This window comes from Kitasatospora azatica KCTC 9699 (assembly GCF_000744785.1).
In the GTDB taxonomy this organism is placed as follows: Bacteria; Actinomycetota; Actinomycetes; order Streptomycetales; family Streptomycetaceae; genus Kitasatospora; species Kitasatospora azatica.
In genome coordinates, this window is sequence record NZ_JQMO01000002.1 from 829,150 (window position 1) to 856,061 (window position 26,912).

The window sequence follows — 26,912 nt, forward strand, 5'->3', positions numbered from 1 at the left end:
TATGTCGCCCCATGGGGTGAATGTAGTTCGTACCCGGGCGTGTTTCAGCTGCCGGCTGCGAGCGTTGCCTATGCCAGGCAGGTATGCCGACTGCGCCTTCCGGCAGGCCTCCCCACGCCCGGCCACCCCACCGAGAGCCGACATCCGTCGGTGCACTTACGGAGGTACATCATGTCCCGTTCCACTACCGCGCTCGCCGCCCTGGCCGCCGCCGGCCTGATCGCCGTGGCGGCGCCCGTGGCTGCCGTTGCCGCGCCCCGCGCGGCTGCCAACACCATGTGCCTGGACGTGGGTGGATCCCGCAACAACGGCGACGGGGTCAAGATCTGGCAGTGCCAGAGCCCCGGCTTCGGCAACCAAGACTTCGTCATCGACAGCGGTCAGATCAAGGTCAAGGACACCATCGGAACCGGCCGGGAGATGTGCCTGGACGTGGGTGGATCCCGCAACAACGGGGACCGGGCCAAGATCTGGCAGTGCCAGAGCCCCGGCTTCGGCAACCAAGACTTCGTCATCGACAGGGGCCAGATCAAGGTCAAGGACACCATCGGAACCGGCCGGGAGATGTGCCTGGACGTGGGTGGATCCCGCAACAACGGGGACCGGGCCAAGATCTGGCAGTGCCAGAGCCCCGGCTTCGGCAACCAAGACTTCGTCATCGACAGCGGTCAGATCAAGGTCAAGGACACCGTCTGACAGGTCGGCGCGGGGCAAGGTGATCTGAGAACGGTCAGCCCCGTTCGGCCTTCCGGGAGGCCGATCTCCGCTCTGCGGGAGGTTCGCCAAGCGAACCTCCCGATGGGGTGCGCATCGTGCCATCCGTTCCGGTCCTGACGGTCAATCAGCCGGTGTCACATGACGGCGCACAAGTTGCGTCGCCCACGGTCCGCGGACCGAGTTCGATCTGGCATACATGGCGAGCCGTCGGCTTCCGCCGAACACCCCCCGCCGAGAGAGCCCCATGCCGAACCTCCAGGACCTCCGCTCGACCGACGCCGGCATCCCCTGGTGCCCGCCGGTCACCAGCGCGGCCCTCTCCGAGGACGACGCCGAGGTCCTCGCCGCCCGTTTCAAAGCCCTCTCCGGGCCGGTCCGCCTGCGCCTTCTCTCCCGCGTCGCCTCCCACCCCGCCGGCGAGGCCTGCGTCTGCGACATCCAGGGCCGAGTGGCCGGCGCCCGCACCCGGCAGTGGATGGAGCGCCCTGCCCGCGTGTGATCGTGGTGGCCGGCACTCTCGCGAAAGGCGATGCGTACTCGTGGTTCACATCCGGGGCCGGCAGGGGCCGATGTCCGCGGCATGGGTGGCTCACAGCGGGACGATCTGCCATTCCTGGTTGCTGCCCCCGGTGGGGGACCACTGGATGAGCCGCGTGCCGTCGGCGGTGGAGCCGTTCTCGGCATCCACGCACATCCCGCTCTTGACGTTGACGAGACGGTAGTAGCCGCTCGTGGCGGGGACCAGCTTCCACCACTGGTGTGCTCCGGTGGTGTCCGTCCACTGGTCGAGTGCCTGGCCCTGTGTGGTCGACCCACCCGGGCCTTCGAGGAGCTTGCCGCTCTTGACGCATGCCAGGCGGAAGGAACCGTCGTGGTTGGGCAGGAACCGCCACTGCTGGTTGGTGCCGCCCTTCCAGGGCCAGATGATGGCGGAGGCGCCGTCGGCGGTGGAGGCGTTCGCGATGTCGAGCACGGTGCCGCTTCTGTGGTTGACCAGGCGGTATGTGCCCGTCAGCAGGCCGACGGCGACGGTCGTCCTGGTGCCGGCTGTGAGGGAGACGACTCGTGCGTGGTTGCCGAGGGAGGAAGAGGCGACGGTCGCCGTGGTGGTCACCGAGGTGATGCCACGCCGGCAGACAAGGGTGATGTCCTGGGTGATGTCCGAGGTGAGGACGGCCGTGGCAGTGCCGGCCGCGGTGTCCCAGGCAAGGCTCTCCACGCGGATGCGGTTGCGGCCCCGTACGCCCTTGATGGTGCCCTTGGCGAGCTGGTCGGGCAGGGCGGGCAGCAGCTCGAGGATGCCGGGCCGGCTGAGGATCAGGGACTCGGCGAGCATCGCGGGCAGGGCGTTGGCGGCGTCCGCGTTGTAAATGGTCAGGTTGGGGTTGTGGGAGGTCATCAGGGACTTGAAGACCATGTTGTTGCCGAGGATCTTCCTGATGTTCGCGTAGACGCCAGGGCCGTCCTTGAGGCGGGCGCGGGCGAAGGTCCGGTGAATGGCGCCGTGGGCCGCCTGTGTCTCGTCGCCGCGCAGGTCCAGGGCCCTGCGGGCACGGAGAACGAGGTCGGGTTCGTCCTCGGGGTTGATCTCGTGCAGCGGCCAGGCGCCATACATGTGCTGGGCGTGGTTGTTGTTGTAGTGGTCGCTCAGGCTGGGCCAGGCCCATTCAGCCAGTGCCCCGTCGCTGTTGACACGGTAGTCGGGCAGCTTTGCCAGCAGAGCCGTCCAGCGCGCCACACCCTGGCCGCTGCCCTGCTCGACGCCCAGGGTGTCCGCGGCGTCGATCGCCGCCTGGAGGGCGTGGCGGCCTGCGGCGATCTCCCCGGTGGCGTTGATCGAGAGGTACTGGTTGGTGTTGCCCGGCTTGTTCTCGACGGAGAAGCACGGCACGAAGACGACTTTGCCACTGGAGTCGGTGCGGGTGAGGAAGTCTTCGTAGAACAGGGCCAGTTCCATCAGGGCGGGGGCCAGCTTGCTGCGGTAGAACCCGCTGTCACCGGTGACCTGGTAGTACTCCAGCAGCGGGTACAGCAGCCAGTCCGCGCCGCCGATCCAGGTCTGTCCCGGGAAGCCTGCGTCGAAGTGGAGCATGTGGCCGTCTTCGCCGTCGGTGCGGATGGGGGCGAGGAAGCCGCGTGTTCCGTAGATGTTGGCGGCGTTGGTTCTCCAGTCGCCGAGCTGGCCGAGGACGAGGTCGAAGTAGCCCTGCATGGCGTCGGTGAGGTCGAGGATGTTGCCGCCCGCGACCTGGAAGTTGACGTTCGCGTCGGTGGTGAGGTCGTCTGCCCAGGAGCCGTTCCAGGTGCCGGTCCAGAGGCCGGTCAGGCGCGGCGGCAGGACACCGCTGGAGCTGACGAAGAAGTACCGGCCGGAGTCGTACATCCGCTCCAGCAGGGCGATGTCGATGGCAGAGGTGTTGCCGTTCTGACGGGTGATCAGCTCGCTGGTGGACAGTTGCCGGTCGGCGGCGGAGACGTTCAGGTCGATGCTGGAGCGGTCGTACATCGCCTGGTGCAGCGGGGCGTGACGGGACAGCAGGGTGGCGTAGTCGGTCGTCAGACCCGCGAGGGCGGTCTGCAGAGGCTGGGCGTTCCAGTCGGTGGAGTTCTCGTAGCGGCCGAGTTTGGTCAGCAGCAGCACCTTGGCGGCCTTGGCGACCACGAGTGTCTGCCCGTTGGCGGTGACGGAGGAGCCGCTGCCGGTGACGACGACCCGGGTGACGCCCTCGTAGCCGTGGGCGCCGCCCGACGGATACGTGCCGCGCAGGTTCAGGTAGCCGTCGCCTTTGCTGACGGTGGCGGTGGTGGAGAAGGAGACGCTGGTCGGGACGCCGTCCAGGGCGGTGTTGACGCTGAGGGTGGTGTCGATGGTGCGGCCGGTGGCGGGCAGTAGTTCGTGGACGATGACCTTGTCGGCGCGTGAGACGAAGACGTGGCGCTTCCAGGTGCCGGAGCTGTCGGTCCAGGTGTGGGTGACCTCGCCGGTGCGGAAGTCGGTGATCCGGGCGAAGTCGTTGACCGTGGTCATGCCGGGAGTGCTCAGCTGCAGCTCGTAGCCCGGGTGGAAGGTCTGCGTCCACCGCAGGCTCCAGCCGGAGGCGAAAGCCGTCTGCGCCCCGGAGTAGTCACCGGCCAGCGCCTTGTCCCGCACGGACGCCAGCCGGTCCGAGATCACCGGCGGCACCGTGTCACGGGTGCCGTTGGGAAGGACGAACCGATGATGGTTGAAGACGACCTTCTCCAGCGTCGGCGCACCGTGGTAGACGGCTCCGTATTCACCGTTGCCGGTCACGAAACCGTCGGTCCACACCGACGCGGTGGCGGTGTCGTAGATGCCCCGGTCGGGGAGAGTGACCTCGGGCGGCAGGGCGGCGGCCGCGCTGCCGGCGGAGAAACCGGGCAGTGCTACGGCGCCGGCAGTCAGTGCCGCAGCGGTCAGGAACCGTCTGCGGTCGAGCGGTTGATCGTAGAGTCCCACGGCGCTGACTCCAATGCGTGGCAGGGGCGGGGAGGACGTGGCACAGGCGCGGGGAAGGGGCCGGACCGCCGGGCGGCCCGGCCCCGAGAGATGGCTCAGAGGGCGACGAGCTGCCAGTCCTGGTTGGGACCGCCGGTCGTGGGCCACTGGATGACGTTGGCGCCGTCGGCGGTCGAGGCGTTCGCCACGTCGGCGCACCATCCGGTGCGGACGTTGACGAGCCGGTAGTAGCCGCTGGTGGTGGACGGGACGAGCTTCCACCACTGGTTGTCGGCGCCGTTGTCGGTCCACTGGTCCAGGTTCGCACCCTGGGCGGAACTGCCCGGGCTCTCCAGCACCTTGCCGCTTCTGCCGTTGACCAGCCGGTAGGAGCCGTCGGTGTTCGGCGCGAGGTTCCACTGCTGGTTGGTGCCGCCGGTCCAGGGCCACTGGATGACGGGGCTGCCGTCGGTGGTGGAGGCGTTGGCGACGTCCAGCACCTTGCCGCTCTTGCGGTTGACCAGCTTGTAGGTGCTCGAACTGCCGGAGAACGGCCGGTCGTAGACCTCCAGGTTGCGGATGGAGGCCCAGACACCGGACGGCAGTCCGGTGACGGTGACGCGCAGGTACCGTGCCTGCGCCAGGAACGCGAGGGTCTGCACCTGGCTGGTGCTGGTGGTGGCGGAGTTGTCGACGAGGGTGGTCCAGGTGCTGTTGTCGGTGGAACCCTCGATCTTGTAACGGTAGTTGGTCTGGTCCAGCTCCCAGGCGATGCGGGCGCCCGTCAGCGAGCGGGCCGAGCCGAGGTCGACCTTGAGCCAGTGACCGGTGCTGCCGTCGTTCGCGCTCCAGCGGGTGGCGGTGGCCCCGTCGACCGCGCTCGCCGCGGTGTTGCCCTTGGACGACTCCTCGCTGTCGGCGGAGGCGGTCTTGCCGGCGGCGATGTCGGCGGGCTGCACGCTGCGGTCGAGCGTGACGCCGACGACGCTGTCCTGGGGGTGCGTGGTGCGGTCGATACCGCTGATGGCGACCCGGCCGTCGGCGCCGACGGTGAAGGAGAGGTTGTTGCCGGAGCGTACGTCGAACACGCGCGTGACCTGGGCGTCCCCGATCGACGGGGTGGTGAAGGAGGTGCCGCTGTAGCCGGGCAGCAGGTGGACGTAGAAGGTGTTGTCCTTGTACGTGAAGCCGTACTGGCCGTCGACCGGGTTCCACGGACCGCCGCGGGTCCCGTAGATCGACTGGCCGCAGGCGGACATGAAGGTACCGATCTGGCGCAGCAGGTTCGCCTGGGGGGCGGAGACGGTGCCGTGCCGGTCCGGGCCGACGTTGACCATCGCGGTCATGTTCCGCACCCAGCAGTTGACCAGGATGTTCATCGTGGTGCCGTAGCTCATCACGGTGGCGGTGGAGTTGTAGCCCCAGGTGCCGCCGACGGTGAAGACCTTCTCGACGAGCTTGCCGGTGCGGATCGCCCCGGTGGGCACCGAGCCGCCCTCCTCGCTGGCGTAGTCGCCCATCCAGCCGGAGCGCGAGGTGGCGACGATGTCGGGCTGGTGCTTGCGCACCATGCCCATCAGGCCCAGCGGCTTCCCGCTGGCGTCGGTCTCGCCGTAGACGGCGTCCACCGGCCACTGGTTGGCGGTGTCCCGGTACTGGCCGGGCTCCCAGAAGAACGCGCCGTCCGCGTCAGTGCCCTTTTCGGCGACCCAGCCGCCGTCCCACCACAGGTCGTCGATCACGCCGTACTGGGTGACCAGCTCCTTGACGGACTCGTACACCTCGGTCTTCAGGATCCGCGCGTTCTCCTTGTGCGCGGGGTCGGTGGTGTAGTTCCACGGGTTGGTGGCGCAGTTGGTGCCGGTCACGTCGTAGTAGCCGGGGTAGCGCCAGTCGATCGGCGAGTAGTAGAGGCCGACCCGCAGCCCCGCCGCCCGCACCGCCGCGACGTAGTCCTTCACGAAGTCACGGCCGAACGCCTGGCCGGCGTTCCAGCTGTTGGGGTGGTTCAGCGGCCACAGCGCGAAACCGTCGTGGTGACGCGTGGTCAGCGTCACGTACTTCGCTCCGAAGTCCTTGGCCAACTGCGCCCAGGCCGCCGGGTCAAAGGCGTCTGCGGTGAACTGGTCACTGGTGGCGTCGGTGACGTACTTGCGGTAGTCGGTCGGCGTGATCGGGGCGTTGTGCATCCACCACTCGCCCTTGGCCGGGCCCGAGTAGACGCCCCAGTGGATGAACATGCCCAGCTTGGCGTCCTGCAGCCACTGGATCTTGGAATCGGGCTGCTGCTCGAGGCCCATGTCGGACTTCGGGATGCGCAAGGGCGGAAGCGGCAGCGGGGTGGCGGCCGTCGCGGCGTACGCGGGTGTCCCCACCGCGATGGAGCCGACCGCTGCGGCCACCGTTGCGGCAGCCATGCCAACGAGAACCGATCTGCGTGAGATGGATTCCGGCACCGTGGTGTCTCCTGTTCGAACGTTGAAAGCTTTCCCCGGAGTCGGCGACTTCTCGTCAGAGGCAGTGCGGCTCAGCCGATGGCTCCGGGGCCCATGAGTATCCAGACCTCGTCCTGCTTCAGCCTGGAGACATTGGATGTATTAACGACCATCCGCGTTGCCCCTGTCCAGACTCGTGCGTATTTTTCCGGCAAAGCTGCCATGGAGGCCGACCGGGCCCTGACGGCGCCGGGGCCGACATGGGATGAATCCGGGCAGGCGCTGGGACCATGGGTTCAAGATCAAAAATGCTGAAAGCATTGACGGGGCCTCCGTCGCGCCCTACGGTGCTCCCCCAGAAACGAACATCTTCCGACAGTTTCCAAGATCCTCAGGTGGTAGCCGCCCACCTGCGAAGAGCCGCACCCAACGCCGGCCCACCCCGCCGGCTTTCCACGAGGAACCCCCATGCTCCGTCGTGCCCGCTTGATCATTTCGGCCGTGCTCATGGGCCTGCTCGCGCTCCTGCCCGCCGGTGCGCCCGCACAGGCCGCCCCCGCCACGGTGACCAACGCGACCCAGTTCACCGACACCACCGGAGCCGTGGTCCACGCCCACGGCGGCGGCGTCATCAAGGTCGGCTCGTCCTACTACTGGTTCGGCGAGAACCGGAACCCCGACAACTCGTTCAAGTACGTCTCGGTCTACCGGTCGACCGACCTGAAGACATGGGAGTTCCGCAACAACGTCCTCACGCAGGGCAGCGCTGCCGAGCTCGCCTCCGCCAACATCGAGCGGCCGAAGGTCATCTACAACAGCGCCACCGGCAAGTACGTCATGTGGATGCACAAGGAGTTGGCCACCGACTACTCCCAGGCCAGGGTCGCCGTAGCGGTCTCGGACACGGTCGACGGCACTTACACGTACCTGGGCAGCTTCCGGCCGCTGGGCATTACCTCGCGTGACCTGACCCTGTACCAGGACGGCGACGGCACCGCCTACCTGGCCTCCTCCGCCAACCAGAACGCCGACCTCGACATCTTCAAGCTGACCTCCGACTACACCGGCGTCGACAGCCTGGTCGCCAACCCCTGGCCCGGCACCTTCCGTGAGGCTCCGGCACTCTTCAAGCGGGGCAGCGTCTACTTCATGCTCACCTCCGCCAACAGCGGCTGGAAGCCCAACCAGCAGAGGTACGCCACCGCCACCAGCCTCGCCGGCCCGTGGACGGCCATGACGGACGTCGGCAACGACACGGCCTACGGCTCCCAGACCGCCTTCGTCCTCCCCCTCCAGGGCACCACGGGCACCTCGTACCTGTACATGGGCGACCGCTGGGGCAACTCCATCGGCGGCACGGTCAGCGACTCCCAGTACGTCTGGCTGCCGCTGGCCTTCCCCACCAACACGACCATGGACCTGCCGTGGTACCCGCAGCTCGCCGTCGACACGGCCGCCGGAACCGTCACCGGCGTGGGCGGCGGCCCGTACTACGACTTCGTCGCCCGGCACAGCGGCAGATGCCTCGACGTCTCGGACAACTCCGCCGCCGACAGCGCGGTCGTCCTGCAGTGGGACTGCGGCGGCGGCCTCAACCAGCAGTGGCGGCTCACCGACGCCGGCGGCGGCTACGTCCAGGTTGTCGCCGAGCACAGCGGCAAGTGCCTGGACGTCTCGGGCGCCTCGACCGCGGACGGCGCCTACGTGAACCAGTACCACTGCGGCGGCGGCACCAACCAGCAGTGGCTGCTGCAGGATCAGGGCAACGGCTACTTCCACCTCGTCGCCCGGCACAGCGGCAAGTGCCTGGACGTGAAGGACGCGTCCACCGCCAACGGCACCCGCCTCATCCAGTGGACCTGCGGCACCGGCAACAACCAGCAGTTCCAGCAGCGCACCGCCTGACCGCCCACGCGCCCCGCACACCCACCCACCCACAGGAGGACACCATGCGGACCGTTCTGCGTCTGCCCGACATACACATCAGATGGACAGCGCCCCTGGCCGCTCTGCTCCTCGCCCTCGCCCTGCTCAGCAGCGGAGTTCCGTCCCCCGCGTACGCCGCCACCAACACCGCGGTCACCGTGGACGGCACCAGCGGCGGACGCACCTTCGACGGTATCGGGGCGATCAGCGGCGGAGGTGGCAACACCCGTTTGCTGTACGACTACCCGACAACCCAGCGCAATGAAATCCTCGACCACCTGTTCAAGCCCGGTTACGGAGCAGACCTGCAGATCCTCAAGGTGGAGATCGGTGGCGACACCAATTCCACCGACGGCGCCGAGGCGAGCATCGAGCACACCAAAGGCACCGTCGACTGCAACGCGGGCTACGAGTGGTGGCTGATGGAGCAGGCCAAGGCCCGCAACCCGGGCATCAAGTTCTACGGCCTGTCCTGGGGCGCCCCCGGCTGGATCGGCGGCGGCAGCTTCTACTCCCAGGACATGACCAACTACCTGATGTCCTGGCTCGGCTGCGCCAAGCAGCACGGTCTGACCATCGACTACATCGGCGGCTGGAACGAGAAGAACTACAACGCCTCCTGGTACGAGAGCCTGAAGTCCGCCCTGAACTCGAACGGCTTCACCTCGACCAAGCTGGTCGGCGGCGACAACTTCGGCTGGTCCGTGGCCACCGGCATGAAGAACGACAGCAACCTGAACAACGCCGTGGACATCGCCGGTTCCCACTACCCCTGCACCTACCTGTCGGCGATGACGAGTTGTTCCTCCACTTCCGATGCCCAATCGCTCGGCAAGCCGATCTGGGCCAGTGAGAACGGCTCGCAGGACGCCGAGACCGGCGCGGCCCCGGTCGCCCGTGCCATCAACCGCGGCTACATCGACGCCAAGCTGACCGCCTTCATCAACTGGCCCATCGTCGCGTCCCTGTACCAGAACCTCGCCTTCCACGACGACGGCCTGATCACCGCCAACCAGCCCTGGTCCGGCAACTACAGCGTGGGCCGTACCACCCCGGTCATCGCCCAGACGACTCAGTTCACCTCGCCGGGCTGGAAGTACCTGGACACCGCCACCGGCTACCTCGGCGGCTCACGCTCCAACGGCAGCTACGTCAGCTACGCCGCGCCCGACAAGAGCGCCTGGAGCACCGTCTTCGAGACGATGGACGCCACGGCCTCCCAGACCGTCACCCTCAATGTCGCCGGTGGCCTGCCCAGCGGCAACCTGCACGTGTGGTCCACCGACCTGTCGCAGCCCGGCAAGGCCACCCCGCGCATGGTGCAGAACGCCGACCTGACCGCCGGCGGCGGCAGCTACACCCTCACCCTCGCCCCCGGCCACGTCTACACGGTGACCACCACCACCGGTCAGGGCGCGGGCACCACCACGCCTCCGCAGCGCACCCGGCTGGCGCTGCCGTACTCCGACTCGTTCGCCGGCTACAGCGCGGGCCAGGAGGCGAAGTACTTCTCCTCGATGAACGGAGCCTTCCAGGCGGCACCTTGCGGCGGTGGCCGCAGCGGCGAGTGCCTGCGCCAGATGGCGCCCGTCCAGCCGATCCGCTGGACCGACGAGTCGGGCAACCAGCCGTACACCACCATGGGTGATGCGGGCTGGAGCAACTACACGGTCAGCTCCGACGTGCTGCTGGAGAACAGCGGCAGCGCCGCCGAGATCCTGGGACGCGTCGGCACCCAGGCCAAGAACAACAACGGGCTGAACGCCTATCACTTGCGGCTGTCGGACACCGGTGCCTGGTCGCTGCTGAAGACGGACACCGCCTGGACCTGGACCACCCTGGCCAGCGGTACGGTGACCGCGCCCGGCACGAAGACCTGGCACAACCTGGCCCTGTCCTTCCAGGGCACCACGATCACCGCCAGGATCGACGGCACCACGGTCGCCACGGTCACCGACAGCACGTACCAAGGCGGCCAGATCGGCCTCGGCACCGCCGGCTACTACCCCGTCCAGTACGCCAACCTGTCCATCACCCCGGGCACCGTGCCCGACCTCACCGGCACCTACAAGATCGTCAACGTACACAGCAGTGAACTCCTGGACGCCGCAGGGGCCGGGACCAGTGACGGCACCCTGATCGACCAGTGGCCCGCCACCGGCGCCACCAACCAGCAGTGGAAGCTGGCCCTGAACAGCGCCGGGTACTACACCATCACCGGGGTCGGCAGCGGCAAGGCGCTGGACATCCCCAACGTCACCACCTGGCCCGGCACCCAGCTGGACCTGTGGACGTCCAACGGCGGCGCCAACCAGCAATGGGTGATCGCCCCGTCGGACAACGGCAACTACACCATCGAGTCCCGCTCGAACGGCTACCTGCTCGAAGTGTCGGGGAACTCCACCACCAATGGAGCGGCCGTCGACCAATGGATCACCAACGGCGGCACCAACCAGCAGTGGCAGCTGGTCAGGGTCAGCTGACCGGCGTCCGGTGAACGACGTGTCAACTCAGTAGCATCTTGGTCGTTGTTGCGCAGTGGGGCGAACCTCCCCCACTGCGCAACACTCAACGGCACATGCCCGGGCGCTCCCGGCTCTCGCTCCCCCCCTCCCACGGCGCTTCTGGGCGCTCGCGATCGTGGCGGCGCTCGCCGTCATCGTGCCCGGCGTCACTCTGGCGTCCGCACCGCATGCCGACGATCACGCGGACATGGTCCCAGCCGAGCCCGTTCTACCACCCCGACCTGCAGCGATGACTTTCCGAGCCCGACAGGAGTGGAAAAGCGGCCTACAGCCGACGCAAGCCCGCCAGGACCCGCTCCACCACGTTGGTGTCCAGGAGGTCGCCGTCCATGGCTGCCGTGCGGTGCACCACGATCAGGCCTCGGCCGGCCATGTCGCCCAGCAGCACCTTGGCCACGCCCCACGGGACGGACAGCAGGGCGGCCACTTCGGCGACCGACCGTGGCTGCTCGCACAGGGCCAGCACCGTGCGGTGGTCGGGATGGGTGACGGTGCCCGCGTGGTGCCCGAGATCGCTGGTGGTCACCAGGGTCTCGATCTCGAAGTGGTGCTGCGACCGGGTGCGGCCGCCCGTCCAGGCGTAGGCGCGGACGGACGAAGCGGCGCTCTGCACCTCCTCGGGCTGCGGCTGCCAGGTGGTCGTCCGGTGGCCCGGCGGCCCCTGGGATGCGGGCGGCTCCCAGACGGCCCGCGGAGCGGCCTGCGGAGCCTCGCTGGGAGCAGGGTCGGCAGACTTGCGGCCGCGTCGTCCGCTGCCGAAGCTGAACCCGTTGAGCACGTCGGCGAACGTGTCGTCCTGCGCCCGCTGCTTTCTCCGCGGGCCGCGCCCGGAAGGGTCCTGACCGGTGCTCATGGTCTCCTCGTCGGGCTAGCGGGCCACGGCCTGCTGCAGACCCTGCAGCTCGGCGCGCAGCTCCGGAGTCAGCAACTCTCCCACTTGGCCGACGAGTACGGCCATCTCATAGGCGACCTGGCCGATCTCGCAGTCCGGCGCGGCGAGCACGACCAGGCTGGAGCCGTCCCTGATCGACATGAGCAGCAGGTTCCCGTGCTCCATCTGCACCACGGTGCGCTGCACCTCGCCGGTGTTGAGGCACCAGGCGGCGCCCTGGATCAGGCCGATGGCCCCGGCGGCGATGCTGGCGAGCTGTTCGGCACAGTCGGCGGGCAGCCGCCGCGAGCTGGTGAGCAGCAGACCGTCGGCCGAGACCACCACGGCGTGGGCGACGTGGGGGACGCGCTCGGCGAAGTTGCCGACCAGCCAGCCGAACTGGCTCGGCCCCTGGCGCTGGTCTGCGGTCATGAGTTCTCCTGCTCGTCGGAATGGGCCTGGCGGATGCCCGCCTGGTAGCTGCTGAGGAACGTGGCGGCGCGGTCGGCGGCCCGCCTGGTGGGCTGCTCTCCTCCGGCGGCACGGGCCTCGGCCCGTTCGGGGGCGGGACGCGGGCGTGCCACCCGTTTGGGCAGTCCGGCCCCGGTGCGGTCGTCCGACCCGGGGGCTGGGGTGCCGGTCGCCACCCGCTCACCACGGGGTGGAGCCGAGAACCAGCTCCCCGCCGGGTCATCGCCGTCCTGGGCGCGGGCCGGTGCGGGCGCCGGCCGTGTGGGCCGGGCCGGCCGGCGCAGTGCGGCCACGGTGCCGAACTCCGCTGCCGGGCCCGAGTCGACCGGGGCGAACCACGGTGAACGGGCGGTGTCCGGGCGGGTCGGCGGTTCGCCGGACGAGCCGCTGTGGATCCTCCCCGGCGCACTGTCGCCGCCCGGGGCGGGCTGACCCGGTGCGGCGGCGCCGGACCGGGGCACCACGAGGTGGAGCGGCCCGGTGGAGCGGGAGTCCACCAACGCGCCGTCGACCGCCGCCGGCTCGGCCGGACCTCGGACCCGGCGCGGCAGACCGGCGGCGGTGGACCCGACGGCGGCCGCCATGGGCTTGGCCGTGATCCCGGGTACCCGCCGGACGGCCAGCGGCGCGGGCCGCGGGCGCTCGCGCTCCGGCTGAGCGGCACGGTCTGTCCGGACCAGAGCGGCCGGCACCAGCACGGACGCTCGAAGCCCTTGGATGCCCGGATCCGTGCTCAGCTCGACCGCGAAGCCATGGCGATCCGCCAGGCGGCCGATGACGAACAGGCCCATCTGCCGCGAGGCGGGCACCTCGACGGAAGTGCCGTCGGCCGCACGCTCGTTGGCCCCGGCCAGTTCGGCCGGGCTCATCCCGATCCCCCGGTCGCAGACATCGATCCGCAGTGCGCCGTCGAGGCCCTGGCTGCTGACGACCACCACCTGGGCGTCCGGAGGGGAGAACGCGGTGGCATTGTCCAGGAGTTCAGCGAGCAGCCGCGCGAGGTCCCTGGCGGCGTAACCGATCAGGTCGGCGGAGGGCGCCGGCCGCAGCGTCACGCGCTGGTAATGCTCGATCTCGGAGACCGCGGCGCGCAGGACATCGCCCAGCGGCATGCTCTGGCTGGCGGCCCGCACCAGGGCACCGCCCGCGAGGATCATCAAGTTCTCGTTGTTGCGCCGCATCCGGGTGGCCAGGTGGTCGAGCCTGAAGAGGCTGGCCAACTGGTCCGGGTCCTCCTCGTGCCGCTCCAACTGCTCCATCAGACTGAGCTGCCGGTCCACCAGACCCTGGCTGCGCCGGGAGACGTTGACCAGGGTGCTCTTCAGGTCGCTGCGGAGTTTGGCCTGCTCCGCCGCCAGGCGCACGGCCTGGCTGTGTACCGCGTCGAACGCCCGGGCGAGCTGCCCCAACTCCTCCGTGGTGTGGACCGCCACGTCGCCGATCGTCGCCTCCGTGACCTGGCCCTCGCGCAGGCTGGCGATGGCCGCCGGCAGCCGGTTCGCGGCTACGTCGAGCGCGGTCAGCCGCAGGACTGCCAGCGAGCGCAGCAGGTGCCGGCCGATCACCAGACCGATGGCGGTGGCCAGCAGCAGCACGGCGAGCAGCAGCACGGACTCCTCGCCGGAGCCGTTGCTGGTCCGGTCCTGCAACTGAGCGGCGGTGGTTCGCAGTTCGGCGGTGAGTCCGGTGATCGCGTTCTGGACGAGGGCGGCGGTGGCGTCGGAGGTCTGGTTCCAGGCGTCGGCGGAGAGCGGAAGCGGCAGCTGCGGCTGGGCTGTCGCCGACTCCACCAGGTTCCTGCGCGCGGTGGCGGCGGCACTGTCGACCGCCTGCTGGTAGGTGCGCAGTTCGGCGGGGGAAGCCGCGATCCGGAAGTCGGCGATCCGATCCTGCAATCGGGTCTCGGAGTCGCGCAGCATGTCCCGCGACCGGGCGTCCTGCAGGCCGTGCCGGTACCCGGCGAGGAGGAGCACCTGCTGGAGGCGGATCTGCTCCTGGGCCACCTGCAGGTCGTAGAGGGCGGTCGCCGGTCCGCCGAGCCCGGACGCGCCGAACTGGCCGGCCAGCGCTTGGTCCAGGTCCAGCAGGCCATTGATGATCACACCGTAGTCGTTCACGGCGGCGGCCTCCGCGAGGCCGTCGGAGGTCACCTGCCCGCGCAGCGGGGCCAGTCCGCCCAGCAGCTTGACCGCGTCCGCGTAGCGGACCGAGGAGGCGTCGGTGAGTGAGGCGGACCGGGTGGCGGCGGTCAGGGCCGCCTCAGCGGCGTCGACCTTGGTGGTCTGCTGCCGCAGTGCGGTGGCGTCGACCCGTCCGCTGCCCAACTGCGCGGCAGCGAGGGCCCGCTCGGCCTGCAGCGTTCCGATCAGCGAGGTCAGCCCGCCGCGCAGGGCGACCAGCTGCTCGACCCGGGTGTACGAATCAGCGAGCGCGATCTGGCGCTGGACCTGGTCGACACCGAGACCGACGGCGAGTGTCGCGGGCACCAGCAGGACGACGGCCAGCTTCACCGGCAGCCGCCAGTTGCGCCACTGGGCCAGGGCCATCCACCACTGCACCAGCTGGTTGGTGCGCCGGGCCGCATGTCTGGCGGGGGTCACGCGACACGCTCCGCGGCGGGAGCGGACCGCTCACAGGGATATATCACTGTGCCGTTTCTCCTGGGATTTCTCCTGCGAGGCACGCCGGATGCCGACACTGCGCTGACCTGGGCCGAGTTCTGACTCCACGTGAGACCGCACGGAATCCTCGCCAGGCGCCGGGCAGCAACGGTAATGCAAGCGAACAGGTGGGCCGAACCCGACATGTCCACGAAGACTTCAGCGGACTTCCGCCTCCCTCTTGAGCCGAGGTATCAACGCTGTCCCGGGTGACGTTTCGCGGACATCCGTGCTCGCTCGATGGTCGGGATCTTAGGGCATCCCCGCTGCCTTAACAATGTACGAGCCTCCTCGATCAAGGAGTTGACCAGGCACGACGGTCCCCGAAGCGTTGACGCCCTTCGATGTCCCGCTACACTTGCCCCCCCGCACCCAGGGGTTGCAGGTCACTTCCCTCACCCCATTCGCCGCAGGTGGACCACACAGTGCTCCTGCCTGAACACCCGTGGACCGGATCATGACGAGACCGATGCGGCCTCCTTCTTCCGCCCCGTCAGAGCGCACCGCCGTGCACGCTTTTGGTGACGAGTACGACGAGGATGTCGAACCCGACTTCCCGGCCATCCAGCAGAGCCCCGAATTCGCCCGACTGCGGCGGCGGTTGCGGCTTTTCGTGTTTCCGGTGAGCGCGCTCTTCTTCTGCTGGTACATGGTCTTCGCATTGCTCTCGGCGTACGATCACGAATTCATGAAGCAGAAGGTGTCCGGCGAGATCAACGTCGGCACCGTGTTCGGCCTGCTGCAGTTCGTGTCGACGATCACCATCGTGCTGACGTACCGACACTTCGCCGCGAAGAAACTCGATCCGCAGGTCGACCGGATCCACGAGCTGGCGGGAATCGACAGGCGATGACAGTGCAGCTGGCGCTCGACAGGACCGGAAACCCGACCATCAACCTGGTGGTCTTCGGGGCTTTCGTCCTCCTCACGCTGTTCGTGGTCTACCGGGCCAGCAGCAGCTCGACGGCGTCCGACTACTATGCCGCCGGAAGCGCCTTCAGCGGCGTGCAGAACGGCATCGCGCTGTCCGGCGACTTCCTCTCCGCGGCCTCCTTCCTCGGCATCTCCGGAGCCATCGCCGTACACGGCTACGACGGCTTCCTCTACTCCGTCGGCTGGCTGGTCGCCTGGCTGGTCGCCCTCCTGCTCATCAGTGAGGGGCTGCGCAACACCGGCCGTTTCACCATGGGCGACGTGATGGCCTTCCGGATGAAGCAACGCCCGGTGCGGGCCGCAGCGGCCAACTCGACCCTGGTGATCACGCTCTTCTACATGCTCGCCCAGATGGCGGGCGCCGGAGGTCTGATCTCGCTGCTGCTCGGCGTGCAGACCAAGGGCGGCCAGGCCCTGGTCATCAGCACGGTCGGCCTGATCATGGTCTTCTACGTCCTGGTGGGTGGGATGAAGGGCACCACCTGGGTGCAGATCATCAAGGCCTGTCTGCTGCTGACCTGCGTGACCTTCATCAGCGTCTTCATCCTCGGCAAGTTCGGCTTCAGCTTCTCGAGCCTGCTCGAGCACGCAGCGCGGAACAGCCCACTGGGCGAAAACCTGCTGGCGCCGGGCGGTTGGTACGGCAAGAACGCCCTGAGCGAACTCGACTTCGTTTCCCTGGCGCTGTCCCTGGTGCTCGGCATTTCCAGCCTGCCGCACGTGCTGATGCGTTTCTACACCGTGCCGGACGCCAAGGAGGCGCGCAGATCGGTGGTGTGGTGCTCGTGGACGATGTTCATCTTCTACCTGGGCATCCTCGTGGTCGGGTACGCCGCCACGGCCCTGGTCGGTCCGCAGACGATCCTTTCGGCCCCCGGTGCTGAGAATTCCGCCGCACCGCTGCTCGCCTCCCGGATCGGCGGCCCGCTGCTGCTGGGCATCGTCTCCGCGGTTGCCTTTGCCACGATCCTCGCGGTGGTCGCCGGTCTCACACTGGCCGCCTCGGCCTCGTTCGCTCACGATGTCTACGCGAACGTGATCCGCAAGGGACAGGCCGAGCCAGGCTCCGAGCTGCGGGTCGCCCGAATGACCGCGCTCGCGGTCGGCTTCCTGGCCATCATCGGCGGCATCGTGGCCAACGGTCAGAACGTGGCCTTCCTGGTGTCGCTGGCGCTGGCGCTGGCCGCCTCCGCCAACCTGCCCACCATGCTGTACACGCTGTACTGGAGGCGCTTCAACACCAGCGGCACGCTGTGGAGCATCTACGGCGGCCTGGTGTCCTGCCTGGTGCTGATCGTTTTCTCACCGGCCATCTCGGGCACGCCCACGTCGATCATCAAGGGCGTGGACTTCCACTGGTTCCCGCTCACCAACCCCGGCATCGTCTCGATCCCGCTCTCCTTCCTGCTCGGTTACCTCGGCACCGTCTTCAGCCGGCACCCCGCCGACCGGGAGCTGCAGGCGGAGATGGAGGTCAGGGCACTGACTGGGATTGGCGCCGAGGTGGAGAGGGGCCGGACAAAGTGAGGACGCCGAACATCGAGGTCGCGTACACCAACCTCCTCAACGCGCTCGCGATCGGCGGCCGGCCGGGAACAATACCGATCCACTTCGCAAACGTGGCAAACCGCGAGCGTGCAGCCAACGAGCACGGCTGGAGCGCTCCCGAACGGCCGTGGACGCCGACGGCGTCGAGGCGCAGTTCGCCGCGATCCGGGCCTGGAGTGGCGGCCCGGACGGGGACTGGGACCGGTTGCCGGATCTCACGCTCCCCGTGCTGGTCGCGGGCGGCGCCCACGACGTCATGGCCCACGCCTACCTCAGCTACGCGATGTCGCAGCGGCTGCCCGACGCCACCCTCGTGCTCTACGGCAGTGCCGGGTGCCGGACGCGACGGCTCACCTCGGGCGGGCCTGCAAACAGTGCGGTCTGAACACTCACACAGGGAGAGACCCATGGTCAGGAACAATCACCGCCTTGAGGACCTGCAAGACATCGACTACCCGATCGTGCAGGGCCCGTTCGGGGGCGGGCTGTCCACGGTCCGGCTCGCGGCCGCAGTGTCCGATTCCGGCGGGCCCGGCTCCTTCGGCGCGCACCAGCTCGCCCCCGGATCGGATCACCGACCATAGGCGCCGCCCCTCTGGCGGCCACCTCAGTATTCGGAGCCGCTTCGGCGGTACGTGCCCGCGACCTGAAGCCACGCCCCTGGCCCGAAGAACCCCTCGACGACATGGGGACCGTTCTCCGAGACGCGCAGGATTCGCAAGGCCCCGCTCGGATGCACGTCGTACTCGTAGGTGACACTCACGGGCTTGTCTTCGTACTGCATGTCCAGCGGCCCGCTTGACGGCTCCGCAGGCGACCGGGCTTCCGACGCAAGTTTGACGTATACGGACATGCCTCCACGGTATTCCCCGAGCCGCTCGGACCACCTCACGCGGTTCCGCCGCGCGGCGAGCTGGTGCCCGTGATGAGCAGCAGACCGGCTCGGCATTCGTCGCGCCGGACAGCCCCTCACTACTGGTCGGCTGCAAAGGCCCCCGTGGGTACACCTCGCCCACCCTCGGGGATTCGCGGCCAGGAGCCGGCACAGGACCCGGACCTCGCAGCGACAAGATCCATCCTGACCCGGGTATCGCGGGTTGAGAGCCGGTGCGATCCTGAGACAGCGAGAACCCCACTGAGCGCTCGCGGATCTACGTGGTCGCAAAGCCATGGACGCCGGCGGGGTAGGCAGGCCGCTGCGGGGACCGAGTATCCATGGCGGAATTCGCCTGGGAGAAGAGCGAGGCTGCGGTGGACCGGTCGGAAGGGTTCGGTGAGCGGCTGCTGGGGCATCTGCTGGACCGGGCTCACGAGATGCCGCCCCAGCTGATCGCTCCACTGGTGGCGGAAGAGGTCCGCGCGATCGGTGGCCGGGACGTCTCGATCCTCCTGCAGGACTACGGCCAACTCCTGCTGGTGCCGCTCCCGGGCAAAGGACTCACCGTTGAAGATCCGGTGTCCATCGACGGTTCTCGGGCCGGCACGGTCTTCCTCAACGCGACCCCCGCCGAGCATTCTCAGGCTGACGGCGTTCGGATGTTCCTCCCGCTCCTGGACGGCAGCGACGAGGTCGGGGTCTTGGCTGTCACCCTCGACCGCGTCGATGACGACGACCGCCGACTGCTGCGACGTCTCGCCGGTCTGGTCGCCGACATGCTGGTCACCAAGAACGGCTACACGGACCGGTTCTTCCAGGCGCGGCGCCGCGAGCCGATGAGTGTGGCGGCGGAGATCCAGTGGTCGCTGCTGCCGCCGCTGTCGATGAACACCCCGCAGGTCGCGGTCGCCGGAATCCTGGAGCCCGCCTACAACGTCGCCGGCGACAGCCTGGACTACGCCCTCAACGACGACATCCTGCACCTGGCCATGATCGACGCGATGGGTCACGGCTTGAACGCCGCCGTACTGGCAACTGTTGCGGTGGGCGCCTACCGGCATGCCAGGCGCGCCGATGTCGGGCTCGACGAACTGTACGCGTTCATGGATGCCGCAATCGACGAGCAGTTCGGCCCCGACCAGTTCGTCACGGCGCAGATGATGCGCCTGGACGTCGGAACGGGCCATCTGCAATGGGTCAACGCCGGCCACCCGGCGCCGCTGCTGATCCGCGACCACCAGGTCATCCAGACCTTGGACAGCCCCGGAACCCTGCCGGTCGGCTTCGGCGGTGACACACCGCAGATCAGCACCCGGCAACTCCGGCGCGGTGACCGGGTGCTCTTCTACACCGACGGCCTCGTCGAGGAACACCAGACCGGCGGCGAGCAGTTCGGTGAGGAACGCCTGATCGCCACCATCGAGCGCGTCGGGCCGACCAGTGGAGCCGTGCAGCAGATGGTGCGCGGCCTCTCCCACGCCCTGATGCGCGAGAGGGGCGGGACCACCAGCGATGACGCGAGTCTCTTCTTGGTCGAGTGGCGCGGCGGCACCACCGAGCACCTCGCCGACGCGGAACTGTAGACGGCCGGCTGCAGCTCCCAACCGCAGCCCAACCGGGGACGACCTCGCGATTCCCGTTGCCGATCGGCCGAGTCGCGGCGCCGACGCCGACGCCGAGCATCGAGACCGTGTCCGCGATCCATCAGGTGACCGCGCCCCCGCGACGCGGAGCGGGGCTCGCACCGAGGCGTGGAACACCGGTGCGTGCTGAGCGTGTCAGATGGCCGATGGTGAGGGCTACGGCGGCAAGGAGGGGCGAGGGCCGCGTAATCGCTGGTCAGGGTGGCTGCGGTGGCGATGCCGCCGACCAGGAGGGGGCCGCCCACGTCGCCGAGTCCGCGGCCGAGTTCGGCGGCTTCCATGGTCTGGGGGACCGGAGTACCAGGCAGGGCCTCCTGCCCCAGACGGGATGGCCCTCCCTGGGCTCGGTTGTCGCCGTGGGTGCGGCTGGACGGCCACCCTGGTCGATGTCGCTCATCGTTTCCTCTTGATCAGCTCGCACCTCGTGCCTTCCCGTCTGCCTGCTCACCGTGAAGCACCGCGATGTCCCCACGCCAACCAGCCGCGCGGGGACATCACCACTGATGTGTCGTGCGGTCAGGACTGGGTCAGTGCGCGCCGGCGGACGACGAGGAAGCCGATACCAAGCAACGATAGTCCGACGAGAACCGCACCGATCGTGACCTCGATCGCACTCGGCCCCTGCGCGGCACCACCGACACCGGTGCCCACGCCGCCGACCGGAGGACGGCCGCCGGAACCACCCCCACCCGCTGTGGCTCCGCCGGTCGTCCCGGCCGTCGTTCCGCCGGTGGCCTCTCCGGTGGTCCCCGCGGTGGTGCCGGATGTCGTACCGCCGGTGGTCCCTGCGGTGGTGCCGGATGTCGTACCGCCGGTGGTCCCTGCGGTGGTGCCCGCCGTCGTACCGCCCGTGGTTCCCGCGGTACTGCCGCCCGTCGTACTGCCCGTGCTTCCCGCGGTGGTCCCACCTGTCGTACCGGACGTCGTCCCAGCGGTGGTGCCGGACGTGGTGCCGGAGGTCGTCCCGCCGGTCGAGCAGGTCTCGCGCGTGATGGTGTTTGTGTCCAGGGTGACCGACCCGTTCCGCGCGAGCGCGCGGCCGTCAATGGTCGCCCCGGTGGTGGCGGAGATCGAGGTCAGCGCCAGGATGTTGCCGACGAAGGTGGAGTTGGTCCCGATCGTGGCGGAGCTGCCGATCTTCCAGAACACGTTGCACGGTGCGGCGCCGTTGACCAGGAGCACCTTGCTTGCGGAGGCCGTGGTCAGCGTCGACCCGACCTGGAAGATCCAGACCGCGTTGGGGTCCCCGTGGGCGTCGAGCGTCAGGGTTCCGGTGAGCCCGATGGACGAGGAGGCGGTGTAGACGCCCGGATTCAGCGTCCGGCCGCCGAGGTCGCCCGAGACGCTGGCGTCGGAGGCCTGGCCGGCCGCGTTGTTGTACGCGACGGTCAGATCGGTCTGCGCCTGCAGAGCAACGGCGTCGGCCGAGTGGATGACGCCGTTCACCGTGCCCGGGGGGAAACCGGTCACCGAGGTCCCCGGGCTCACCCCGACATCGCCGGTGATGGTGCTGGGACCGGTGTTCGTGACGGACTGGCCGGCCAGGACGGCGAAGCTGGCCGCGGTTCCGAGGGGGACGGCGACCCCGATCGCGTAGGCGGAAGTCGGCAGCACCGCCATCCCCGCAGCGGTGAGGGCCAACGTGAGTGCCGTGGAAACCCGGGCGGCAAATCCGCGCCGGCGAGGCACAGTTAAGGTGTTCGAGTTCATCGAGGCGCCAAGCTCCTTCGAGAGGGTCCGACGGGAGTGCAATCGATCGAAGAGTCGAGCTCTCATCCCCCGGGGCTGCACAAGGAGATGACGACGCGGAATCCGTCCCGACCCAGCCCTCTCGAAGAGAGTTCGTATGCAAATACGATATGAGCAGCTCGGCCACGTTCGCGCCACGCCGCCCCGCGCATCCGGGTGATGCAAACAGGCCTGCCAGGTCCCGCCCCGCACGATCGTGACACCCGGTCAGATGATTCCGGCGAGACCCACACCGGGCTTCGCATCCCGATTCACACAATCACTCATTCAGTCCGGTGGCGGCTGACGAGGGGAGCGCGGGTCCGATGACACGATGAACGAATCTCGGACAGCGACCCCGCCCCGTCAGCCCGAGTCCGCTTCGTCCCCCGACCCCCTACTGTCAGCGGTCCTCTTCGGACACCACGGCGAGCTCGGCCAGAGCTCGGCGAAGGAGGCGTCAGTGCACGGACTCGGAAGGCCTCGGCCAGCCGTCATCGGCGCCGTCCTGGTGCTGGTCCTGGTCATCGGCGTATGGCTGCTCCAGGACGGCCGCCGAACGGATCTCCCGCCCCAGCCGACAGCCGCTCAGGCACCGTCCGGGAGCGGTGGCCACGGCACTCAACCGGAGACGATGTCCGCGACCCCCGGCATGAGCGCCTCGCCACCGACCCGGATCCGCATCCACGCCATCCAGGTCGACGCGCGGGTCATCCCCATCGACGTGGACGCCGCCGGGCACCTCCAACCACCCCCGCCGGACGACAACAACGTCGTCGGCTGGTACCGAGGCGGCGTGACACCGGGTCAGAACGGCAACGCCGTCATGGCGGGACACGTGGACAACAAGCACGGACTCTCCGTCTTCTACAGTCTGGGCCGGCTGCACCCGGGAGCCACGGTCGAGATCGAGCGGAAGGACCGCACCACCGCCGTCTTCACCGTCGACGCCGTCGAGGTCTACCCCAAGGACCACTACCCGGACGACAAGGTCTACGGGGCGACCAGCCGGTCGGAGCTTCGACTGATCACCTGCGGGGGCCGCTTCTCCAAGAAGACCGGCTACCTGGGCAACGTGGTCGCGTACGCCCACCTGACGCGCACCACGCAGGCGTGAAGAGCCGTATGCGCTGCACGTGAAGCGATGGCGCCGTGCAGCAGGTCCACCACCGCATCCTCGCGAACTCCCGGGCGAAGACCGCGCACTGCTGCGGCCCGCCGCGGGCCATCGCGCCGAGCGGCACCCGGCCGCCAGCGCCAGCACCGCCACGCCCCACGCCGCCGGCCATCACACGCTCCGCGGCCGTCCGCGTTGCCCCTACCCAGCTGGCGTCCCTGGCTGGGTGGAGGTCGCCGGGCCGCAGGCTGCTGTCGCGGTCCAGCAGCCGCGGGCCGGGGATCGGTGTGCCGTCGGGCCGGCGCAGCGTGGTCCATCATGAACACGTCGTACCCGGCCCGGGCCAGGGCTTCGCCCCACGCGTACGAGGTGTGCTGGAGATCGTAGGCCGCCAGCGTCGGAATGCTCCTGCCGTGCAGCATGAGGACGGCCTTGCGGTTCGCGGGCGGACCGGGCGGCGTGCCGTCGTGCTCCCGCACGAAGAGCTCGACCTTCTGGCCCGCCGTTGCGGGGACGGTCTAGGTGTGCGGGACCGCATGGTCGGTCGTCGTGATGGCCATGGGCGAGCTCCTTGCCGAAGGGATCGGGACGGTGGTCCGTCTGCAGCCCAACAGTCGGTGAGACGCCTGCCCCGCGCCACAGCAGAGCCGCCGTCCAGCGCAAGGCGGCCGGGGATGAAGCCTGAGGCCGACCGTGGGTCAGAGTGTGGGTGCGGCTGGCCGCGGCCGTGGTGGCCGCCCGAACGGTGCGCTGACGCCGCCGGACGCCGGCCAGGGGGCCGGCTGCTGACATCGGGTGATGCCTTGCCGGAGCTGACTGACGGTCAGCCCAAGTGGTGCGTGATGCGGCCGTTGGACATGGTCAACGGCACCGGAGTCTCGGCGAGTTCGTCGGCAGGGGCGGTGAGCGGATCGAGCGCGTAGGCGGTGAGGTCGGCGCGCAGGCCGGGAGCGATACGGCCGGCGCGGCCGGCCTCGCCGGCCGCGAGCGCGGCGTGGCTGGTGAAGCCCTCCAGAGCCATCAGCGCCGTGAGTGCCTGCTCGGGGGCGACGGGGGCGATGGCCGTACGGGCAGGCCGGCGTAGTTGCGCGTGGGCGAGGACATGGCGGGGGTCGAAGTGGGCGATCGGCCAGTCCGAGCCGAGCGCGAGGATCGCGCCGGTGTCGCGCAGCGTGCGGCAGATCCATGCGCGGTTGGCGCGCTCGGTGCCGAGCCGGATGGACCACTCGTCGGTGTGGTCGGCACGCGTGTAGCCGGAGTGGGTGGGCTGCATGGAGGCAATCACGCCCAACTCGGCAAAGCGGAGCGCCTGTTCGTACGACAGGGTCTCGATGTGCTCGATCCGGTGGCGCATTCGTCCGTCCGGGCCGAGGGTGGCCACGGTATCGAGGACGTGGCGCACGCCCGCGTCGCCGATGGCGTGGGTGGCGGTGCGTACACCGGCGGCGTGCAGATGCTGGACGGCGGTGCTGTAGTCGGCCGGGTCGAGCCAGAGGGCATCACGGTTCTGGCCGTGGCAGTCGGGGTGCTCCAGCCAGGCGGAGCCTCCCTCGACGGTGCCGTCCATGAAGAACTTCACGCCGCCGACCAGCCAGTTGCGCCCGGCGGTGCCCTGCCGGGCGGCGAGCTCGTCGAGCCCGTCCTCGTCGATGCCGGGGTTGCACCACGGGGCGAGGCGCAGTCGCAGCGGCAGCTCGTACCGGTCCTCGACCGCGCGCAGCAACTCGACCGCGTCGCCGCCGGCGTCCATGACGTGGGCGCCGGTCAGGCCGGTCGCGGCCATTTCGGACAGCAACCCGTGCAGCGCGTCGCGGCGCTCGGCGAGGGGCTGGCGCGGCGTGACCGCCAGGACCAGGTCCATCGCGGCCATCTCGATGAGGTGGCCCGTCGGGGAACCGTCGGAGTCGCAGACGACGGTCGAACGCTCGGCGAAGGAGCGCTGCCCGGTGACGGCGGCGGCCTGCAGGGCGGCGCTGCTGGCCAGCGCGGAGTGGCCGTCGTAGAGGCGGACGAAGGCGGGGGTGTCCGGCCCCAGCGCGGCTTCGAGGTACTCGCGGTGGATGGTGCGGCCGGCGAAGACGTTGTGGTCGAGGCCCCAGCCGAGGACCCAGCCGTCGATGCGCTCGGCCGAGGCGAGCGCCGTGCGCAGCCCGTCGAGGTCGCGCACCTGGGACAGGTCGACTCCTCTGGCGAGGTCGAGGCCGAAGGCCGGATGGCTGTGGCCGTCGACGAGACCGGGGAAGAGGGTGGCGCCGCCGAGGTCGATCACCTCGGTGGCCGGCCCCTGCCAGTCCCGTGCGTCGGCCGCGTCACCCACCGCGGTGATCAACCCGTCGCGGACGGCCACGGCGGTGGCGCGCGGCTGGTCGGGGTCGAGGGTGTGGACCTGGGCGGCGAGGAGGATGACGTCGGGCGCGAGGGACACGGGAGGCTCCGGGTGCGGTGCGGTGCGGGAGGGGACGGGACGAGCAGGCCCGGCCGACAGCGCGGCCGGGCCTGGTGTTGTGTCAGGAGACCGCTGCCAGCGTGGTCGTGGCGCTGGGGTCGCCGTCCTCAGCGGGCTCGGCGGGCTCGGCGGCGAATCCGGCGTAGACCTGCGGGCGGTTGGAGCGGACCCGAAGGGCGTAGCCGAGGCCGATCACGAAAACCGCGGGGACGAGAAGGATCAGGGTGAGGTTGACCGTGTCGGAGGCGCCGGTGAGCAGGTCGATGTGGTCGATCACCAGCCACAGAGCGCCCCCGAGCAGCAGGGTGGCCAGGCCCGGGGCGGCGACGGTGCGCAGGACGCCCTCGCTGTGGGTACGGCGGCGGAAGTAGCGGAGCACGGCGAGCGCAACAAGGAACTGCAGCGCCACGAGAGCGATCACCCCCGGGGTGTTCACCCAGATCAGCAACTGGGTGGAGGGGTTGGCCCCGGCAGCGGCGAAGGCGGCCACCACGATGACGGCGAGCACGGTCTGCGCGACTGCGGCGATGTACGGCGAGCGGTGCCGGGGGTGGATCCTGCCGAGCGCCCTGGGCAGCACGCCCTCCTCGGCCATGGCCAGGCCGTAGCGGTTGGTCGCGTTGTGGAAGGCGAGCAGCGAGGCGACGAGGCTGGTGACGATCAGGACGTGCATGACGTCGGCGGCCCAGGGGCCGACATAGGTGGCGATCGCGGAGAAGAACAGGCCGGTCGGGTCCTTGGCGGCGGTTGCGATGACCTCCTCGTCGCCGAAGGCCTGGACGATCACCCACACGATGAAGGCGTAGAACAGGCCCAGGAAGGCGACGGCGATGTAGGTGGCGCGGGGGATCGACCGGTTCGGGTTCTTCGCCTCGCGGCGGTAGATGACAGTGGACTCGAAGCCGGTGAAGGCGGCGAAGGCCATCGCCAGCACACCGGGCATGCCGCCGTTGGCCAGGCTGCCGGGGGCGAAGGAATGGAACGAGAGGGCGTGCGCCCCGCCCCTGGCCAGGACGGCGACGGCGAGCAGGACCAGGATGCCGGTCTCGGCGACCAGCAGGACGCCCAGGACCTTGGCGCCGAAGTCGATCGAACGGAAGCCGCCGTACCAGATGATCACGAGTCCCACGAGGGCTATGACCGGCCAGGGCACGTTCCAGCCGAGGAGTGACTGCAGGGTGCTGTGCGTCTGGGCGCCGAACAGGCCGTAGACGCCGATGTTCATGGCCAGGTAGCCGAGCAGCGCCAGCAGCGCCGCGCCGAATCCGGCGGGACGGCCGAGGCCGCGGGTGACGTACGCGTAGAAGCCGCCACCGTTGCGCACGTGCCGGCTCATCGTGGTGAAGCCGATGGCGAAGACGGCCAGGGTGACGCCCGCCGCCAGGTACGCCACGGGGGCGCCGATGCCGCCGATGAGCAGGGCCAGCGGTGCGACTCCGGCCATGACCGTGAGCGGGGCGGCGGCGGAGACGACGAAGAAGGCGATGTCGGCGGTGCCGAGGGTGCCGGGGCGCAGGGTGGGTGCGGGGGCTTGGGGTGCTGCGGATGCGGAGGCCAT

18 protein-coding genes and 1 pseudogene are annotated in these 26,912 nt (G+C 69.4%); 10 read left to right on the forward strand and 9 right to left on the reverse strand.

Features of this window, described 5'->3' with window-relative positions; translation table 11 throughout:
• Positions 1-171 precede the first annotated feature (171 nt).
• Together BR98_RS03975 and BR98_RS03980 are read left to right on the forward strand one after the other, a co-directional pair.
• Positions 172-696, forward strand: coding sequence for a ricin-type beta-trefoil lectin domain protein (locus BR98_RS03975; RefSeq protein ID WP_035840108.1), 525 nt, complete (start codon positions 172-174; stop codon positions 694-696).
• Positions 697-961: 265 nt separating this feature from the next.
• Positions 962-1,156, forward strand: a pseudogene (locus tag BR98_RS03980) (ArsR/SmtB family transcription factor); the annotation flags it as partial.
• A gap of 150 nt (positions 1,157-1,306) precedes the next feature.
• Here BR98_RS03980 and BR98_RS03985 read toward each other — a convergent pair.
• Together BR98_RS03985 and BR98_RS03990 are read right to left on the reverse strand one after the other, a co-directional pair.
• A complete protein-coding gene (locus BR98_RS03985; RefSeq protein ID WP_035840110.1) occupies positions 1,307-4,195 on the reverse strand; it encodes a glycosyl hydrolase family 95 catalytic domain-containing protein in 2,889 nt (962 codons plus the stop codon).
• Between the two features lie 95 nt (positions 4,196-4,290).
• Positions 4,291-6,591 (reverse strand): alpha-L-fucosidase, encoded by a 2,301-nt coding sequence (locus BR98_RS03990; protein WP_232247231.1) that lies wholly within the window; start codon positions 6,589-6,591, stop codon positions 4,291-4,293.
• A 486-nt stretch (positions 6,592-7,077) separates the two neighbouring features.
• Here BR98_RS03990 and BR98_RS03995 point away from each other — a divergent pair, with 486 nt between their 5' ends.
• Positions 7,078-8,514 carry an RICIN domain-containing protein gene (locus BR98_RS03995; protein ID WP_035840112.1) on the forward strand — a complete coding sequence of 479 codons (1,437 nt, stop codon included), beginning with the start codon at positions 7,078-7,080 and terminating at the stop codon, positions 8,512-8,514.
• A gap of 44 nt (positions 8,515-8,558) precedes the next feature.
• Positions 8,559-11,018 (forward strand): RICIN domain-containing protein, encoded by a 2,460-nt coding sequence (locus BR98_RS04000; RefSeq protein ID WP_035840113.1) that lies wholly within the window; start codon positions 8,559-8,561, stop codon positions 11,016-11,018.
• A gap of 307 nt (positions 11,019-11,325) precedes the next feature.
• Here BR98_RS04000 and BR98_RS04005 read toward each other — a convergent pair whose 3' ends face one another.
• Genes BR98_RS04005 through BR98_RS04015 form a run of 3 tightly spaced genes read right to left on the reverse strand, consistent with a single transcriptional unit; the run spans position 11,326 to position 15,002 of the window.
• A complete protein-coding gene (locus tag BR98_RS04005; RefSeq protein WP_051969282.1) occupies positions 11,326-11,913 on the reverse strand; it encodes a DUF742 domain-containing protein in 588 nt (195 codons plus the stop codon).
• Positions 11,914-11,928: 15 nt separating this feature from the next.
• On the reverse strand, positions 11,929-12,363 hold the full coding sequence (locus BR98_RS04010; protein ID WP_035840115.1) for a roadblock/LC7 domain-containing protein: 435 nt from the start codon (positions 12,361-12,363) through the stop codon (positions 11,929-11,931).
• Positions 12,360-15,002, reverse strand: a complete 2,643-nt coding sequence (locus tag BR98_RS04015) for a nitrate- and nitrite sensing domain-containing protein (protein WP_051969283.1) — start codon at positions 15,000-15,002, stop codon at positions 12,360-12,362. The genes BR98_RS04010 and BR98_RS04015 overlap by 4 nt, the downstream gene beginning before the upstream one ends.
• 517 nt (positions 15,003-15,519) lie before the next feature.
• Between BR98_RS04015 and BR98_RS04020 the strand changes: the two genes are divergently transcribed.
• From BR98_RS04020 to BR98_RS38955, 4 genes are all read left to right on the forward strand, one after another.
• Positions 15,520-15,915, forward strand: a complete 396-nt coding sequence (locus tag BR98_RS04020; protein ID WP_035842839.1) for a DUF485 domain-containing protein — start codon at positions 15,520-15,522, stop codon at positions 15,913-15,915.
• On the forward strand, positions 15,912-17,522 hold the full coding sequence (locus tag BR98_RS04025) for a solute symporter family protein (RefSeq protein WP_035840117.1): 1,611 nt from the start codon (positions 15,912-15,914) through the stop codon (positions 17,520-17,522). Before BR98_RS04020 ends, BR98_RS04025 begins: the two co-directional genes overlap by 4 nt.
• Before the next feature lie 148 nt (positions 17,523-17,670).
• Positions 17,671-17,928, forward strand: a complete 258-nt coding sequence (locus tag BR98_RS04030) for an alpha/beta fold hydrolase (protein ID WP_035840120.1) — start codon at positions 17,671-17,673, stop codon at positions 17,926-17,928.
• 22 nt (positions 17,929-17,950) lie between these two features.
• A complete protein-coding gene (locus BR98_RS38955) occupies positions 17,951-18,127 on the forward strand; it encodes a nitronate monooxygenase (protein ID WP_157537379.1) in 177 nt (58 codons plus the stop codon).
• Positions 18,128-18,150: 23 nt separating this feature from the next.
• On the opposite strand, the gene BR98_RS04035 is transcribed toward BR98_RS38955, so the two are convergent.
• Complete coding sequence (locus tag BR98_RS04035) at positions 18,151-18,396, reverse strand: hypothetical protein (protein WP_035840123.1); 246 nt, start codon at positions 18,394-18,396, stop codon at positions 18,151-18,153.
• A 362-nt stretch (positions 18,397-18,758) separates the two neighbouring features.
• Here BR98_RS04035 and BR98_RS04040 point away from each other — a divergent pair, with 362 nt between their 5' ends.
• A complete protein-coding gene (locus tag BR98_RS04040; RefSeq protein ID WP_035840125.1) occupies positions 18,759-20,003 on the forward strand; it encodes a PP2C family protein-serine/threonine phosphatase in 1,245 nt (414 codons plus the stop codon).
• A 576-nt stretch (positions 20,004-20,579) separates the two neighbouring features.
• Here the strand turns inward: BR98_RS04040 and BR98_RS04050 are convergent.
• The gene (locus BR98_RS04050; protein ID WP_157537381.1) at positions 20,580-21,839 is read right to left on the reverse strand and encodes an ice-binding family protein; all 1,260 of its coding nucleotides are present in this window, start codon (positions 21,837-21,839) and stop codon (positions 20,580-20,582) included.
• 586 nt (positions 21,840-22,425) lie between these two features.
• On the opposite strand from BR98_RS04050, the gene BR98_RS40835 reads away from it, so the two are divergent.
• Positions 22,426-22,908, forward strand: coding sequence for a class F sortase (locus tag BR98_RS40835; RefSeq protein ID WP_232247232.1), 483 nt, complete (start codon positions 22,426-22,428; stop codon positions 22,906-22,908).
• 823 nt (positions 22,909-23,731) lie between these two features.
• Here the strand turns inward: BR98_RS40835 and BR98_RS04060 are convergent.
• Both BR98_RS04060 and BR98_RS04065 read right to left on the reverse strand, forming a co-directional pair.
• Positions 23,732-25,333, reverse strand: coding sequence for an amidohydrolase (locus tag BR98_RS04060; RefSeq protein ID WP_035840131.1), 1,602 nt, complete (start codon positions 25,331-25,333; stop codon positions 23,732-23,734).
• A gap of 82 nt (positions 25,334-25,415) precedes the next feature.
• Positions 25,416-26,912, reverse strand: a complete 1,497-nt coding sequence (locus BR98_RS04065; protein WP_035840135.1) for an APC family permease — start codon at positions 26,910-26,912, stop codon at positions 25,416-25,418.